Origin of the sequence: Streptococcus oralis subsp. tigurinus, from assembly GCF_002093575.1 — a bacterium.
Lineage (GTDB): Bacteria > Bacillota > Bacilli > Lactobacillales > Streptococcaceae > Streptococcus > Streptococcus oralis_CH.
Genome location: NZ_LNVH01000003.1, coordinates 156,886 through 172,500, shown reverse-complemented (window position 1 = coordinate 172,500; position 15,615 = coordinate 156,886). Strand labels below are relative to the sequence as shown.

12 protein-coding genes, 11 tRNA genes and 2 pseudogenes (1 of these 25 only partly in view) are annotated in these 15,615 nt (G+C 37.4%); 18 read left to right on the top strand and 7 right to left on the bottom strand.

The genetic code is table 11. The features are described from left to right. The 11 genes from ATE37_RS04915 to ATE37_RS04865 form a co-directional block, all read left to right on the top strand. Positions 1-66: transfer RNA gene (locus ATE37_RS04915), tRNA-Leu, on the top strand; it begins 20 nt to the left of the window's first position. An 11-nt stretch (positions 67-77) separates the two neighbouring features. Beyond that, positions 78-151: transfer RNA gene (locus tag ATE37_RS04910), tRNA-Arg, on the top strand. Between the two features lie 15 nt (positions 152-166). Further along, positions 167-240 (top strand) — tRNA-Pro (locus tag ATE37_RS04905). A 5-nt stretch (positions 241-245) separates the two neighbouring features. Beyond that, positions 246-319 (top strand) — tRNA-Met (locus tag ATE37_RS04900). 13 nt (positions 320-332) lie between these two features. Beyond that, positions 333-406 (top strand) — tRNA-Ile (locus ATE37_RS04895). A gap of 11 nt (positions 407-417) precedes the next feature. Further along, positions 418-507: transfer RNA gene (locus ATE37_RS04890), tRNA-Ser, on the top strand. 10 nt (positions 508-517) lie between these two features. Further along, positions 518-591 (top strand) — tRNA-Met (locus ATE37_RS04885). A gap of 3 nt (positions 592-594) precedes the next feature. Next, positions 595-667, top strand: a tRNA-Phe gene (locus tag ATE37_RS04880). 16 nt (positions 668-683) lie between these two features. Continuing rightward, positions 684-754: transfer RNA gene (locus ATE37_RS04875), tRNA-Gly, on the top strand. A 33-nt stretch (positions 755-787) separates the two neighbouring features. After that, positions 788-861 (top strand) — tRNA-Ile (locus tag ATE37_RS04870). Positions 862-867: 6 nt separating this feature from the next. Beyond that, positions 868-955, top strand: a tRNA-Ser gene (locus ATE37_RS04865). A 74-nt stretch (positions 956-1,029) separates the two neighbouring features. Here ATE37_RS04865 and birA read toward each other — a convergent pair. Together birA and ATE37_RS04855 are read right to left on the bottom strand one after the other, a co-directional pair. Further along, a complete protein-coding gene (gene birA, locus ATE37_RS04860; RefSeq protein WP_084868132.1) occupies positions 1,030-1,965 on the bottom strand; it encodes a bifunctional biotin--[acetyl-CoA-carboxylase] ligase/biotin operon repressor BirA in 936 nt (311 codons plus the stop codon). Continuing rightward, positions 1,962-2,822 (bottom strand): AraC family transcriptional regulator, encoded by an 861-nt coding sequence (locus tag ATE37_RS04855; protein WP_084868130.1) that lies wholly within the window; start codon positions 2,820-2,822, stop codon positions 1,962-1,964. Before ATE37_RS04855 ends, birA begins: the two co-directional genes overlap by 4 nt. A gap of 107 nt (positions 2,823-2,929) precedes the next feature. On the opposite strand from ATE37_RS04855, the gene ATE37_RS04850 reads away from it, so the two are divergent. Beyond that, positions 2,930-5,092: an alpha-galactosidase gene (locus ATE37_RS04850; RefSeq protein WP_084868149.1), complete on the top strand. Its 2,163-nt coding sequence runs from the start codon at positions 2,930-2,932 to the stop codon at positions 5,090-5,092. A gap of 108 nt (positions 5,093-5,200) precedes the next feature. Here the strand turns inward: ATE37_RS04850 and ATE37_RS04845 are convergent, their stop codons facing one another. The 5 genes and pseudogenes from ATE37_RS04845 to ATE37_RS10860 all read right to left on the bottom strand — a co-directional run. Beyond that, complete coding sequence (locus ATE37_RS04845) at positions 5,201-5,365, bottom strand: transposon-encoded TnpW family protein (RefSeq protein WP_000390745.1); 165 nt, start codon at positions 5,363-5,365, stop codon at positions 5,201-5,203. A 107-nt stretch (positions 5,366-5,472) separates the two neighbouring features. Then, positions 5,473-6,090: an SAP domain-containing protein gene (locus ATE37_RS04840; RefSeq protein ID WP_206600681.1), complete on the bottom strand. Its 618-nt coding sequence runs from the start codon at positions 6,088-6,090 to the stop codon at positions 5,473-5,475. 12 nt (positions 6,091-6,102) lie between these two features. Further along, positions 6,103-6,522 carry a nuclear transport factor 2 family protein gene (locus tag ATE37_RS04835; RefSeq protein WP_006627246.1) on the bottom strand — a complete coding sequence of 140 codons (420 nt, stop codon included), beginning with the start codon at positions 6,520-6,522 and terminating at the stop codon, positions 6,103-6,105. A gap of 61 nt (positions 6,523-6,583) precedes the next feature. Next, positions 6,584-7,564: pseudogene (locus tag ATE37_RS10865) on the bottom strand (MobA/MobL family protein); the annotation flags it as partial. 33 nt (positions 7,565-7,597) lie between these two features. Beyond that, positions 7,598-9,094: pseudogene (locus tag ATE37_RS10860) on the bottom strand (recombinase family protein); the annotation flags it as partial. Positions 9,095-9,123: 29 nt separating this feature from the next. Here ATE37_RS10860 and ATE37_RS04825 point away from each other — a divergent pair. The 6 genes from ATE37_RS04825 to ATE37_RS04800 all read left to right on the top strand — a co-directional run bounded on the left by ATE37_RS04825 (position 9,124) and on the right by ATE37_RS04800 (position 15,613). Continuing rightward, entirely contained in the window at positions 9,124-10,353 is a 1,230-nt protein-coding gene (locus tag ATE37_RS04825; RefSeq protein ID WP_084868124.1) for an extracellular solute-binding protein, read from the top strand. An 18-nt stretch (positions 10,354-10,371) separates the two neighbouring features. Further along, entirely contained in the window at positions 10,372-11,244 is an 873-nt protein-coding gene (locus ATE37_RS04820) for a carbohydrate ABC transporter permease (RefSeq protein WP_084868122.1), read from the top strand. 16 nt (positions 11,245-11,260) lie between these two features. Next, complete coding sequence (locus ATE37_RS04815; protein ID WP_084868120.1) at positions 11,261-12,094, top strand: carbohydrate ABC transporter permease; 834 nt, start codon at positions 11,261-11,263, stop codon at positions 12,092-12,094. Between the two features lie 169 nt (positions 12,095-12,263). Then, on the top strand, positions 12,264-13,706 hold the full coding sequence (gene gtfA / locus ATE37_RS04810; RefSeq protein WP_084868119.1) for a sucrose phosphorylase: 1,443 nt from the start codon (positions 12,264-12,266) through the stop codon (positions 13,704-13,706). Between the two features lie 132 nt (positions 13,707-13,838). Further along, positions 13,839-15,032, top strand: a complete 1,194-nt coding sequence (locus ATE37_RS04805) for an O-antigen ligase family protein (RefSeq protein ID WP_084868147.1) — start codon at positions 13,839-13,841, stop codon at positions 15,030-15,032. Positions 15,033-15,175: 143 nt separating this feature from the next. After that, a complete protein-coding gene (locus ATE37_RS04800; RefSeq protein ID WP_084868117.1) occupies positions 15,176-15,613 on the top strand; it encodes a MarR family winged helix-turn-helix transcriptional regulator in 438 nt (145 codons plus the stop codon). The last annotated feature ends 2 nt before the right edge of the window (positions 15,614-15,615 follow it).

Sequence of the window (15,615 nt, the reverse complement as noted above, 5' to 3'; positions counted from 1 at the left end):
AGACGCACAGGACTTAAAATCCTGCGATTGGTAACGATCGTACCGGTTCGATTCCGGTCCTCGGCATATAATGATGAGCACCCTTAGCTCAACTGGATAGAGTACCTGACTACGAATCAGGCGGTTAGAGGTTCGACTCCTCTAGGGTGCATTTTTTTATTTAACGCGGGAAGTAGCTCAGCTTGGTAGAGTACTTGGTTTGGGACCAAGGTGTCGCAGGTTCGAATCCTGTCTTCCCGATTCATGGCGGTGTAGCTCAGCTGGCTAGAGCGTCCGGTTCATACCCGGGAGGTCGGGGGTTCGATCCCCTTCGCCGCTATAATGATCTTGTTGGACCTTTAGCTCAGCTGGTTAGAGCTCTCGGCTCATAACCGAGTGGTCGTAGGTTCAAGTCCTACAAGGTCCATTGTAAATAATGGAGGATTACCCAAGTCCGGCTGAAGGGAACGGTCTTGAAAACCGTCAGGCGTGTAAAAGCGTGCGTGGGTTCGAATCCCACATCCTCCTTTTATATTAACGCGGGATGGAGCAGCTCGGTAGCTCGTCGGGCTCATAACCCGAAGGTCGTAGGTTCAAATCCTGCTCCCGCAATTTGGCTCGGTAGCTCAGTTGGTAGAGCAATGGATTGAAGCTCCATGTGTCGGCGGTTCGATTCCGTCTCGCGCCATATCTTATTTTATTAAGCGGGTGTAGTTTAGTGGTAAAACTACAGCCTTCCAAGCTGTTGTCGCGAGTTCGATTCTCGTCACCCGCTTTGAACGAAAGTTCATACCAAGTTTTTAAACTTGGGCGCGTAGCTCAGGTGGTTAGAGCGCACGCCTGATAAGCGTGAGGTCGGTGGTTCGAGTCCACTCGTGCCCATTAATAGGAGAATTACTCAAGAGGCTGAAGAGGACGGTTTGCTAAATCGTTAGGTCGGGTAACCGGCGCGGGGGTTCGAATCCCCCATTCTCCGTACGATAAGAGCTGCTAGGCTCTTTTTTTGTATGTAAATCCCCCTTCTAAATCGTTAAAAGGGGGATTTGTTTATTACCAATTTGTTAGTGATATTTCTCCGCTATTTAGCCAGATAGTATGTTTATCTTCAAGTTCGACTTGTAGTCGGCCAGATTCTGAAATTTCTTTTGCAAGACCTTTTTTTACTTTTCCATCTAGCTGGAAGGTAACTTTTTTTCCAAGAACGATTGATCTTTCTTTATAGATATAGAGTAGCTCATCTGAATCCGTATTGTAGAAACAATTCCATATTTCGCTGATGAGATCATTACGACTAATTGGTGCAGGTGGCATAAATAGGCTGCCTGCTCTTTCTTTTAGATCATCTGGGAAGTCTGCTATAGAAAAATTTATACCAAGTCCGATAATGACGTCTGTAACCAAGCCTGTCTCAACTGATGTCATTGCTTCGGTGAGGATACCTGCTATCTTTTTATTTTTAAAGTAGATGTCATTTACCCATTTGATATCTACTTCTATCATAGTTAGATTTTTAATGGCTTTGTAGACTGCAGCAGCTACGAGGAGAGTATAGGATGGGAGTTTTTCATAGGGAAGATTGGGTTGAATATGCAGGGACATATAGATCCCACCCTGAGATGGAGAATAGTAGGGACGCTGAAAGCGGCCACGACCTGCTGTTTGACAGGTTGAAAGATAGAGTGTATTTCCTTTGTTTCCAGCTTCAATCCCTTCTTTTGCATCTGTTTGTGTTGATTTGGTCTCAGGTTTGTAGCGAATGGTTAAGTTGGTTTTCTCCTGAATCAAATCAGGTAATATCAGATCGCCTTGAATAAGCTTGTAGCCTCTATTTTTGATACTGTCAATTTCTAGGCCTTCTTGTTGAAGACGTTGGATTGCTTTCCATATGGACGTACGACTTAAATTCAGTTCTTCTCCGATTTTTTCTCCGCTAACATAATCGTTTTCTCTAGCTAATATTTGGTAGACTAGTTGGTGTGATTTCATTGATTTTCCTTTCTAGCTGAGAGGGAATGAGGGTATTCTTTTCGAGTTTGACTAGGTGTTTTATGAAAAAACTGTTTGTAGGCTTTTGAGAAATGTAGTGGGTCTGAAAAACCTACAGAATATGCAATGACTTTGATCGTTTCATTTGTGTGTTCTAGTAACTGTTGCGCACGCTTCATTCGAACGAAAAGTAAATACTCTTTTGGAGAGAGTTGGTGAAATTCTTTAAACACACTAGTTAAGTAACTTCTATGAACCGATAGCTCCTTTGCTAAATCTTGAATGGTGAGTGATTGAGGGTAGTGACTATCTATCAATCGTTTGCAGTCAAGATAGAGTTGGTGGGTTGATGAAATATTCTTTTTTTTCTGATTGGGAGCAATAGTTCCTAGATGAAACATTAGTTCATGAAGTTGCCCCATGATATGGAGTTGAGCCAATTCATTTGATTTTGTTATTTGAGCGAAGCGGACAATATCTGAGATGAGTTTTGCAGTTGTCTGTGTATGACAGTTATTTGACTGGATGAGGTAGGATTGGTCAGAAATTTGAGATAGAGCAAAGTAGTCAGGTGCCCTCCCTCCAGTGATCCCCAACCAGTAGTAAGCCCAAGGATCCTGGCTATCTGCTTGATAGAATGTTAATTCATCTGGTTTTAGTAAAAAGAAATCTCCTGCCTTTAAATCAACAATTTTCCCCTTATAATGGAATTGACCTTTTCCTTTAGTAATGTAATGGAGTACATAGGTATCTCGAATAGCTGGGCCAAAAGAGTAGTTAGGTGTGCATTCTTCATAGCCGTAAAAGCTAAGAGAAAGATCAATTGTTCCAGTCTGGTATTCTGAAAAAACGAGCATGGGCCACCTCCTACCTAACATTTTACCATACTTTAGAGACATTTTTCTATTTTAGAAAGCGCTTTTATTTGCTAAAATTTTATCAAGAAATGGATGAGGTACAATTTATGGGAATTCGGATAGAGAATAATCTATTTTACGTTGAGAGTAAAGGTTTAAGTTTGATTATTGAAAATAGGGATGGGTTCTTATTATTAAAACATTTAGGAAAGACTATTAAGAACTATAGAGGTGCTAATAGTGTTTATGAACGCGATCATGCTTTTTCAGGGAATCCAACAGCTACTAATCGAACCTTTAGTTTGGATACGCAACGTCAAATTTTTGGGCAACATGGTTTGGGTGACTTTAGAAAACCAACTTTACAGGTTCAACATGATGCAACTGAAGTAACAGACTTTCGATTTGTAGAAGCAAAGATTTTAAAAGGTCAGAATGGTCCACAGGGCTTACCTTCTCCTCACAGCATGGATGATACAGAGACGCTTGTCTTGATTTTAAAAGATCCTCAAGCTAAACTTAGTCTGACTTTGTATTATACATCTTTTGATAATAATGCGACAATTGCTAGTTACAGCAAATTGGAGAATAATAGCAATCAGGAAGTTGTCATCCATAAGGAATTTTCTTTCATGGCTGATTTTCCTGCTGCAGCTTACGAAATAGTGACTTTACAGGGAGCTTATGCTCGTGAAAAGACTGTTCGACGTCAACAGGTAGAACAAGGAATCTTTTCGATTAGTTCGAACCGTGGAGCTTCTGGGCATGCTCAAACACCAGCCCTTCTAATATGTGATCAAGGAGTTTCAGAGGATGCTGGGAATGTGTTTGCTCTGCAACTACTGTATAGTGGAAACTTTGAAGCTTTTGTTCAAAAGAATCAATTGAATGAAGTTCGGGTAGCGATTGGGATTAATCCAGAAAACTTTTCTTGGAAGTTAGATCCTGAGGAAAACTTTGAAACACCGGTAGCTTTAGTGACCTATTCAGATAAGGGATTAACTGGTATTAGTCATGAAAGTCAGAATTTTGTACTTAAGTACATTATGCCAAGTAAATTTTCTAAAAAAGAGCGTCCAATTCTAATCAATAACTGGGAAGCTACCTACTTTGACTTTCAGAGAGAAAAACTGTTAGAGTTGGCAGATGATGCTAAGAAAGTTGGTATTGAACTTTTTGTATTAGATGATGGGTGGTTTGGTAATCGCTTTGATGATAATCGTGCTTTAGGTGATTGGGTTGTGAATGAGGAAAAATTGGGTGGAAGTCTAGAAAGTCTGATTTCAGCGATCCATGAAAGAGGTTTGCAGTTTGGGCTTTGGTTAGAATCGGAGATGATTTCTGTTGATAGCGACTTGTATCGTAAACATCCTGACTGGGCCATTCAGGTTCCAGGTTATGAGCATACTTACTCTCGAAATCAATTAGTACTTAATCTTGCCAATCCCCAGGTAGTAGAATATTTGAAAAATGTTTTAGATGAACTCCTCTCTTATCATAAAATTGACTACATCAAATGGGATATGAACCGCAATATCACTAATCTGGGGAATGGTTCAGTTTATCTGGAAACCCAGATGCAATCTCATCAGTATATGTTGGGGCTTTACGAACTCGTTTCTTATCTGACAGAGAAACACAGTCATATTCTCTTTGAGTCCTGCTCTGGTGGTGGTGGACGAAATGATCTTGGTATGATGCGTTATTTCCCACAAGTCTGGGCTAGTGATAATACTGATGCTATTGCACGTTTACCAATTCAATACGGTTCATCCTATCTCTATCCAACCATTTCTATGGGGGCTCATGTGTCAGCAGTACCGAATCATCAGATGGGACGAATGACACCATTGGAAACTCGTGGTCATGTAGCAATGATGGGAAATCTGGGCTATGAGCTTGATTTGACAAGTTTATCAGATGATGAGAAAGCTGAGATTGCTAATCAGGTGAACTTGTATAAAGAATTGCGACCAGTAGTCCAGTTGGGAAAACAGTATAGGTTAATCAATCCCGATGCTGAATCCAATGAAGCAGCTGTACAATTCAACTATGGAAATCAAACGATTGTAACCTACGTCCGAGTCTTATCAGTTGTGGAAACAATGGAAACAACTTTAAAGTTAAAAGATTTGGATGAAGAGGGACGGTATGAATTACAGGAAAATGGTGTAGTTTACTCAGGTGCAGAACTCATGTATGCGGGTATTACTATGGGGCTTCCGCAGGGAGATTATCTCAGCAGGCAGTTACATTTCATTAGAAGATAAGGAGATAAAATCATGAGATGGTATAAAAAGATGAGCTTAATTGCTACTACAGGACTCTGCCTTTTGGGAAGATTTGTCAAGGACATAAACAAAATTTTTTTGATAAATTTATATCTTCTCTGTTTCTCTCTTAATTAACTTTAGTATTTTATCCTTGTATGTTTCCCCTGTACCTTGCTTGAAATGTAGATTTACAGTATATTTTGTTTTTCCAATATCCATTACTAACTGTTTATGTTGTGATTCTTTTATTACTCTTTTTTCTTCTTCCATGTGTCCTCCTTTCCGTTTTTAAGCAAAGAAAAAACAGCAAACCTTTTTGATTTACTGCTTTCGTGTTAGCTTTTATTGAATTGTTAGTTTAGCAAGTTAAAAATATCCTACTTGCAATACTCTTTTATTTTATCGGCATATTCAGTCAAAAGATTCTTTGAATAAATTTTTTCATTTCTTGAATTTCTGACTTCTTTCCAAAGAATAGAAGCTACTTTTAATTTGTTTGAGTAGTTGCAACTATTTTCGTCTGCACAGAAATCCTTTAAAAATTGATTCCATTGACAAACCGAATTATCATACTTTGCATAATCTGATTTCCCATAATAAACTTTTAGCATATCTTGAATTGTAAAACTCAAATCATTTTCTCTTTTTACTTTTCTCCAAACTGTTGCCATATCAGCAGTAAATTTAAATGGTGAGATACCTGTTAAAACAGCGAAATATTCTCTGAACTTTGCATTAAAAGAAAAACCACATTCAAGTAATGGTGTATCTAAAGTAATATTTTCCACTTGCTTCTTTTCATTTTTTATTGATGATTTTTTAATCAAATTGCCCTTAAAGTATTGCTCAACAATATAATTGAGTTCCTGTTTTGTACCTCTATATTCTAATCCTAATGACTTGCATATCTGTGAAAGTTCTTCACGATACCAATAGTATTTAGTAAATTCATCAAACGATGTAATTTTGTCAAACTCAGGTCTACTTTCCATCAATATTTTATCTCCTCAAAACCAATTTACTTTTTCATCTCTAAATAATGGTGTTTCACTCTCTTTGTAAGGATTGTAGTTGTTACAATTACAACCAAACTCTTTCAACGCTTTTATCTTATTATCGGCTGTCCAAACAATCAAAGAGATACCGTCAAATTCTTCAACTTTCCCCTCATTCATTTTATTTTTAAAGTGCCATTCTACAATAGTTTGATTATCCTTATGAAAAAATTGCTTTATATCCCACGCAAGAACTTTTCCTCTTGTATTCCACTCATTAAACCAGTGCTTTACTGTTTGCCGATTTTCATACTTAGGACACCAACTCTCAATATAAATCACATCATCCAAAAAAATATCGTCTATTCCTAAGTCTTGTTGTGTAAGCCACATATCAAACCATAAACGAATGATTTTCTCTCTTTCATCCATGAATTTAAGCACCTCCAAAATCAAATACTTGTTTAATATTATACCATTTTTTCGCTTGATTTTATAGGTCTAACTCGTTCCATTTTACCTGTGTTAGTTGCTTTGAATGTTCCTGGAACTGTTCAATACAAGTCTTAACTTTTTCAGCCTGTTCTACTTCCTCTCGTATCTCTAATATTTGATTGTATAGGCTATTTTTCTCTTTCTTCATATTGGCAACTTCCGATTTCCATTTGGATATATTTAAGGTCTTGCTTTCTCCTAAATGTTCTTTCAAATATTTCTTGGCACTTTCAAACAAAATAAGTTCTGTGGTATGTTCATTGTAGAAAGTATATTGTTTGTTTTTCTTTAGCTTAGTATAGGCTTTGTAGGTGTCTTTATGCTTCAAATACTTCTCTGCTTGTTCGATAAGTTTGGTGTTATCATCCACTTTCTTTTCAACATCTTTTAAGGCTCTTGTAGTCTTGTAGTTCTTATCTCTTAAAGCAAGTATATTTCCTTTTAACTCCGATAATGAAGTGATGTTTTTCTCTTTAAGTAGCTGATAACTCTCAATATATTTTTCTAAGTCTGTATTATGGTTATCTGCATTTTTACGGATAAGATTTTCAAGAACGGATAGCAAATTTTCTTTCGGTGGGAGGGTGGATTTTGTATTTTCGTTTTCTGTTTTTTCTTCTTTGCCTATTCCCCTTATCCAATTTAGTAATGCTTTTATTCGTCTTGATATTTCTCTTAAAATCATGTTTTGATGTTTGATTTCTCGGTTGATATTTCCTCTGTCGGTGGCCATTCCTTTTTTCTCCATTTGGGTGGCAGATACGCCTAAATGAATGGTCGGTATTTGTTCTATGCCCTGTCTTTGATAGGAACGGTGATCTACTTTTTTCTGTATACTATTTTCTTCCAAATATTTGTTTGTAATGTCTCCCCATGCCTTTCGCCAATGCTCTGCTTTATCTTGCTCATTCCAATCCACTGTATTGATTTTTCTTGTCTTGTAATTTCCATTTTTGAGTTTTACTTTTTCTATATACTCATTTATCATTGGTACTGTCAGTTCATCAATATCTGTATATTTCTCTATCATTTTTAGGAATTTGTCGGTGTCAACTTTTCTCTGATGGTAGCTTTCTATTTCTTGTTCAAAATACTGTATTTGCTTTTCTAATTCTTGTTGCTCCGTATCATATATATTAAATAATCTGTCAAAGTGTTTTGCGGGAATTTTTCCAAGTGCGTAGTCTTCATATAGCTTTGTAATTAAGGTTGTTAGTTCTTCATTCCTTGATGAAAGTTTTTCTAACTTTTCTTTGTCCCTTTGATACTTTTCTTCCCTTTTTTCATCGGATAATTTATTCATCAATTTTAGAAATTCTTGTTTATCTTCTTTTGCGAAATCGGTTATTTCTTTGATTGATTTTAAGAGAATTTCATTAACCGTTTTTACTTTGATGTAGTGCATACTGCAAGTGCCTTTTCTGTGTCTATAATGTTGACATACAAAACAATAATCACAATCATACTTCTTTTCTTTGTGTTCTGCCGGCTCTCTGTAACTTAGCTTTCCTCCACAATCGGAACAGATTAAAAGTCCTGTAAAGGGGTGTGAGGTTGTTCCATACTTTGGACTTCTTCTTACTGTCTTTCTTAAGCGTTGAGCATTGTTCCATGTTTCCTCGTAAATGATGGCTTCATGGGTGTTTTTGAAAATAATGAGTTCATCTTCTTTTGCCTTTCTGCGTTTCTTGGTTTTGTAATCAAGACATATTGTTTTACCAAGTACGGTATGTCCCATATATTCTCTTTTTTCTAAGATATAGCCTACTGTGGTCGGTGTCCAAAAATACGGGTCTTCTATTCCTCTTTTCTTGGAACTGTGGTTGTTTTCGGGGTAATGTATCTCTGCATAGGCTGATGGGATAAGAACTTTATCTTTGGTTAGTATATCTGCTATCTGTGTTACTCCATATCCCTCTATTACAAGCCTGTAAATGCGTTTTACGACCTTTGCACTCTCTTTATCGACAAGTAACTGCTGTTTGTTATTTGGGTTTCTATAATAGCCATATGGAACGCTTGGAGATACTCTTTTGCCTTCTTCCATTCTTGCTCTGAATATAGATTGTATTTTTCTCGAGGTATCTCTTGCGTACCATTCGTTCATAATATTTAGAAATGGGGTGAAGTCGCTTTCTGCTTGTTTCTCACTATCTATTCCGTTATTGATAGCAATAAATCTTACTCCCTTTTCTTTGAAGAGTATTTCGGTGTAAAAACCTACTTTGAGGTAATCTCTGCCAAACCTACTCATATCTTTTACTATCACAGTAGATACTTTGTTTTCTTCTACTGCTTTTATCATTTTTTGAAATCCCTCTCTATCAAAGGTTGTTCCACTTACTCCATCATCGGTATAGTGATAGATATTGACAAAGCCGTTTCTTTTCGCATAGCTTTCAAGTAGCTGCTTTTGATTGGTTATGGAATTGCTTTCTCCTTGCATTTCATCATCTCGACTTAAACGCTCATAAAGGGCTGTTTGTCCTGTTCTTTTCGTATTTGACATGAGAATTACCTCCTTTCCAAGTTTTTGTTATTTTCTCTGTCCCTAAAAGGTTAATCCTTTTGGGACTGTCAGCTTGTAGTAGTCAAGAGAAGTCAGCTGATGGCAAGGTAACGATTGAGTTTTTTAACCAGAAGACCGAGATGGCAGATACCTTGCAAAGGATAGTGGATGATTTTGAAAAGGAACACCCTAATATTGATGTGAAGCTGACTACAGTACCTTCAGCTGGAATTGTTCTAAAGACTCGGATTTTATCAGGAGACGTTCCAGATATTATTAATATCTATCCTCAAAATATGGATTTTCAGGAGTGGGCGAAGGCAGGCTATTTTGCAGATATGACAGGAAAACCCTATCTTGAGAACATCAAGAATGACTATGCCGAAAAGTATGCAATCAATAACAAGATTTATAGTGTGCCATTAACAGCCAACCTTTATGGAATCTATTACAATAAAACGAAGTTTAAAGAATTAGGACTTGAGGAACCGAAGACTTTTAAAGAATTTCAAGAGATTGTCAAAAAGATAAAAGATAGTGGGAATTCTCCATTTGCGGTTGCAGGCAATGAAGGCTGGACATTAAATGGTTACCACCAACTTTCTCTCATTACCCTTACGGGTAGTGGAGACGCGGCTAATAACTACCTTCGCTTTTCAAAACCAAACGCTATTTCAGCAGATGATGCTATTTTAAAAGCAGATGCAGAACGACTCGATTTATTAGCAGATAATGCTCAAGATGGTTGGCGTGGTGCCTCTTATAATGATTCGGTGGTAGCATTTTCGAGTGAAAAAGCCTTGATGATGCCACAAGGATCATGGGCGCTAGCGGCAATTAATCAACAGGATCCAAAATTTGAGGTGGGGATGTTTGCATTTCCTGGAGAAGAAGTAGGAAAAGAAGTCACTGTTGGTGCAGGGGATATGGCATTATCAACTTCAGCTACTACCAAACATCCGAAAGAAACCGAAGAATTTATCAGCTATATGACTAGTCCAAAAGCTATGCAGTCATATTATGATGTAGATGGATCGCCAGTTGCTGTAAAAGGTATACAAGAAAAAGAAGATTCAGCACTTGCAGAGATTTCTAAACTGGCATTTACGGATAAGCATTATGTTTGGTTGGGCCAACACTGGAATTCTGAAGAAGACTTTTTTAATCTAAGTGCAGGTTACTTGATGGATAAAAATCTGAAAAATATGGCAAACAATCTCAATGCTTTCTTTAATCCAATGAAGGCAGATTTGGACTAGAATAGGAGTTAAGATGATATGGCTATTCGAAAATTTTTAAATAAATACTGGGGTTGGACTTTTTTGCTCATCCCGCTTGCATTACAAGCTATCTTCTTTTACTTTCCAATGGTACAAGGTGCTTTCTATAGTTTGACTAACTGGACTGGATTGACCTATAATTATAAATTTGTTGGTTTGAATAACTACAAATTGCTGATGATTGATGAGAAATTCTTCACAGCCATAGCTTTTACTTTGATTTTAACTATGGCATTGATTATTGGAGAGATTACGATTGGGATGGTTGTGGCACGAGCCTTAAATTCTAAGATGAAAGGACAGACCTTCTTTAGAGCTTGGTTCTTTTTCCCAGCTGTTTTATCTGGTTTGACAGTTTCCTTGATTTTTAAACAATTTTTCAACTATGGTCTTCCAACGATTGGAAGAATTTTAGGGATTGGTTTTTTACAAGAGAGTCTATTAGGAACACCTGTAGGAGTGGTAGTGGCAACTATTTTTGTTCTTCTATGGCAAGGAGTAGCAATGCCAATTATTCTCTTTCTTGCTGGTCTTCAGAGTATTCCAACTGATATTTTAGAGGCAGCATCAATTGATGGTGCAACCAGTAAACAAACTTTTTGGAAGATTGAATTGCCCTATTTATTGCTAACGATCTCAATGGTTTTTATCTTGGCTCTTAAGTCTGGTTTGACAGCCTTTGACCAAATTTTTGCGTTGACGAGTGGTGGTCCAAATAATGCTACAACGTCTCTTGGACTTTTAGTATACAACTATGCTTTCAAGAGTAATCAATATGGATATGCGAATGCAATTGCCTTGATTTTATTCTTAATTATTGGAATTGTTTCTCTTATCCAAATCAAGCTATCAAAGAAATTTGAAATCTAATAGAGGAGTCCTACACATGAAAAAAGAAGAAAAATTGAATCAGTTTTGGAAATATGTCCTCTTGATAGTCGGTGGTATTCTTATACTTGTTCCTTTGTTGGTAACAGTGTTTAGTTCTTTCAAAACAACTAAGGATATCATGAATCATTTCTTTAGTTTGCCCAATCCTTTTACGTTGAGTAATTATGAACGATTGATTTCGGATGGAATTGGAGGCTATTTCTGGAATTCAGCTGTTATTACGGTGTTATCATTGATTGTAGTAGCTTTCTTTATACCAGCTGCAGCTTACTCCATTGCTCGAAATATGTCCAAGAAAAAAGCCTTTGCAATTATGTATTCGCTCTTGATCTTAGGGATATTTGTTCCATTTCAGGTGATCATGATTCCTATTACAGTTATGATGAGTAAGCTAGGACTAGCCAACACTTGGGGATTAATTATCCTTTATCTGGCTTACGCTGTTCCACAGACTCTCTTTCTCTATGTAGGCTACATTAAGATTTCCATTCCAGACAGTCTGGATGAAGCAGCAGAAATTGACGGTGCTGGAAAGTTTACTACCTATTTTAAGATTATCTTTCCTATGATGAAACCCATGCATGCGACAACCATGATTATCAATGCTCTATGGTTCTGGAATGACTTCATGCTTCCTCTCTTGGTACTCAATAAAGACTCCAAGATGTGGACTTTGCCACTCTTCCAATATAACTACACAAGTCAATACTTTAATGATTATGGACCGAGCTTTGCTTCTTATGTTGTTGGGATTATCACCATTACTATCGTTTATCTCATCTTCCAGCGCAACATTATTGCTGGAATGAGTAACGGGGCAGTGAAGTAAGAAAGTGCTTAGGGAATTTATAATTCCATACATAGAGGAACAGTTCAGCTTGTTTACAACTCTATGTAGAAAACAAGGAAGTTACTTAGTTGCTTGCAGTCTATAGTAGTAGGAGTTCGAAGCGAACAAAAATCTAAAAATATCTTTCATCAGAAAAAGGAGACCATCTATGACCATTCAAAATAAAACTATGTTGATTACTTACTCAGATAGTCTTGGAAATAACCTTAAAGACTTATATGAGAATTTGGAAGAACATTTTGGCGATGCTATTGGGGGAGTTCATCTTCTACCATTTTTCCCGTCAACAGGTGATCGTGGATTTGCACCAGTTGACTATGATGAAGTGGATCCAGCGTTTGGTGATTGGGAGGATGTTAAGCGTTTAGGTGAGAAATATTATCTTATGTTTGACTTTATGATTAACCATATTTCTCGTCAATCGAAATATTATAAGGACTATCAAGAAAAACATGAAGCTAGTGAATTTAAAGATCTCTTTTTAAACTGGGACAAGTTTTGGCCGGAAAATAGTCCGACACAAGCTGATGTAGATTTAATTTATAAGCGTAAGGATCGTGCACCAAAGCAAGAGATTCTTTTTGCAGATGGTTCAGTAGAACATTTGTGGAATACCTTTGGTGAGGAGCAGATTGATCTTGATGTGACCAAAGAAGTAACGATGAGATTCATCCGTAAGACGATTCAACATCTAGCAAGTAACGGGTGTGACTTGATTCGTCTAGATGCCTTTGCTTATGCAGTGAAGAAATTGGATACCAATGATTTCTTTGTGGAACCAGATATTTGGAATTTATTGGACAAAGTTCGAGATATCGCTGCTGAGTATGGGACAGAGCTCTTACCTGAGATTCATGAACACTATTCGATTCAGTTTAAAATAGCGGACCATGATTACTATGTTTACGATTTTGCCCTTCCAATGGTGACTCTTTATACTCTTTACAGTTCCAGAACAGAGCGCTTGGCTAAGTGGTTAAAGATGAGCCCGATGAAGCAATTTACGACACTAGATACCCATGATGGAATTGGAGTGGTGGATGTCAAGGATATCCTGACCGATGAGGAAATTGACTATGCTTCAAATGAGCTCTATAAGGTTGGAGCGAATGTCAAACGTAAGTACTCTAGTGCAGAGTATAACAATCTAGATATCTACCAAATCAATTCAACCTATTATTCTGCGCTTGGAGATGATGATGTCAAGTACTTTCTCGCTCGTCTGATTCAAGCTTTTGCTCCAGGCATTCCTCAGGTTTACTATGTGGGTCTATTAGCAGGAAAAAATGACTTGAAATTATTAGAAGAAACCAAAGAAGGTCGAAATATTAATCGTCATTACTATAGCAATGAGGAAATAGCAGAAGAAGTTCAACGTCCTGTGGTGAAGTCTCTTCTCAATCTATTTTCTTTCCGTAATCAATCAGAGGCCTTTGACCTAGAAGGGACTATTGACGTTGAAACACTAACAGCTCACAGCATTGTAATCAAACGTCAAAATAAAGACAAGTCCGTAACAGCAGTAGCAGAAATTGATTTGCAAAGTCAGACCTATCAAGTATTAGAAAACGGCAGAAAAATTCAGTTCTAGTGCTATATCAATGAAACAGTTTTTTTGTGGCGAAAACGTGTTCATTGTTCCCAAATGACGGAAAAAATGGTAGAATATAAAGATAGTTTAGCATTTATCTTCTGGAGAAATCCAGAACAGAAAGGATCCGTTTTGAAATCAATTGGATTACTGGATAAGATAAGAGGGCTTTCGAAAAAAGATTTCTTTTTGTATTTGATGATCATAAGTATCTTTTTACCTTTTTATTTGTTCTTAGCGCTCTTTGCTTTATATTTGATAGGTTTACTTGTTACTGGGGAGATGAAGGGAATTATCAAAGGATTAGCAAAACATCCTGTACTTCTCTTTTTTATTGCCTATAGTAGTATCATCTCTAGCGTTGCCAAGAACTGGCTTGGATTGGTTGCATCTTTACTGATGTTTCTCTTCCTCATTTTCTTTAGTTATTACCAGAAACGTCTGACACATGCTTTCTTTCGACTGATACTGCAGACAATCTTGTTTGGTAGTGTGCTCTCTGCGGCTTTTGCTACCTTGGAGCATTTCCAGATTGTAAAGAAATTTAACTACGCCTTTCTTTCGCCCAATATGCAAGTATGGCACCAGAACCGTGCAGAGGTGACCTTCTTTAATCCTAACTACTATGGGATTATCTGTTGCTTCTGTATTATGATAGCTTTTTATCTCTTTACAACGACGAAGTTAAGATGGTTGAAAATCTTTTGTGTGCTAGCAGGTTTTGTGAATCTATTTGGTTTGAATTTTACGCAAAATAGAACAGCCTTTCCTGCCATCATCGCTGGTGCCATCATTTATCTTTTTACAACCATTAAAAACTGGCGCGCCTTCTGGCTCAGTATTGGTGTTTTCGGGATTGGCCTTTGTTTCCTCTTCTCAAGCGATTTGGGTGTCCGTATGGGAACCCTAGATTCTTCAATGGAAGAGCGTGTTTCAATCTGGAATGCGGGTATGACTTTGTTTAAGCAAAATCCGATCTGGGGTGAGGGTCCGCTGACCTATATGAATTCCTATCCGAGAATTCATGCACCTTACCACGAACACGCGCATAGTCTTTACATCGATACTATTTTAAGTTATGGTTTGATTGGAACCATTCTCCTATCCATTTCTTCGGTGATTCCGGTTCACATGATGATGGATATGAGTCAGGAGTCCGGTAAACGACCAATTATCGGTCTTTATCTCTCCTTCCTTACAGTAGTTGCTGTACATGGAATTTTTGACTTGGCTCTCTTTTGGATTCAGTCAGGATTCATCTTCTTGCTAATTATGTGCAGTCTACCACTGGAACATCGAACACTGGTGTCCGAAATGACAGATTAAGTTGATCAAGATTAGAGATCTTCTACTTCAGGTAGGAGGTCTTTTTTGTTGGTGGAAATTATTTCTAAGTCGAAATAGTTGACAGATGGAACGGCAGGTGTTACAATAGAGAAAATTCGATATAGAAATAAATTGGAGGAATCATGAGGGATAGTCATTTAGTTGCCCATCATATTCGTTTGTTGAATGGGCGGATCTTTCAAAAGTTATTGAGTCAGGATCCTGGGTCTCTTTATCGGAGTGAACAGGGCAAGATTCTTACGGTGTTATGGAATAGTGAGACAGGTTGCGCTACGGCGACAGATATTGCGCTTGCGACTGGACTTGCTAACAATACGCTTACAACCATGATTAAGAAACTTGAGGAGCAAAACCTGGTCATCATTAGCCCATGTGGAATAGATAAGAGAAAGAAATATGTCAAGTTGACAGAGCAAGGTTGGTCGCAGAAAGAAGTGGGCAATCGTGTCAGTCAAAAATTAGATGCAATTTTTTATAAAGGCTTCACTGAGGAAGAAATTCGTCAGTTTGAAAGCTATCAGGAACGCATCTTAGAAAATTTAAAAGAAAAAGAGGCATAAAT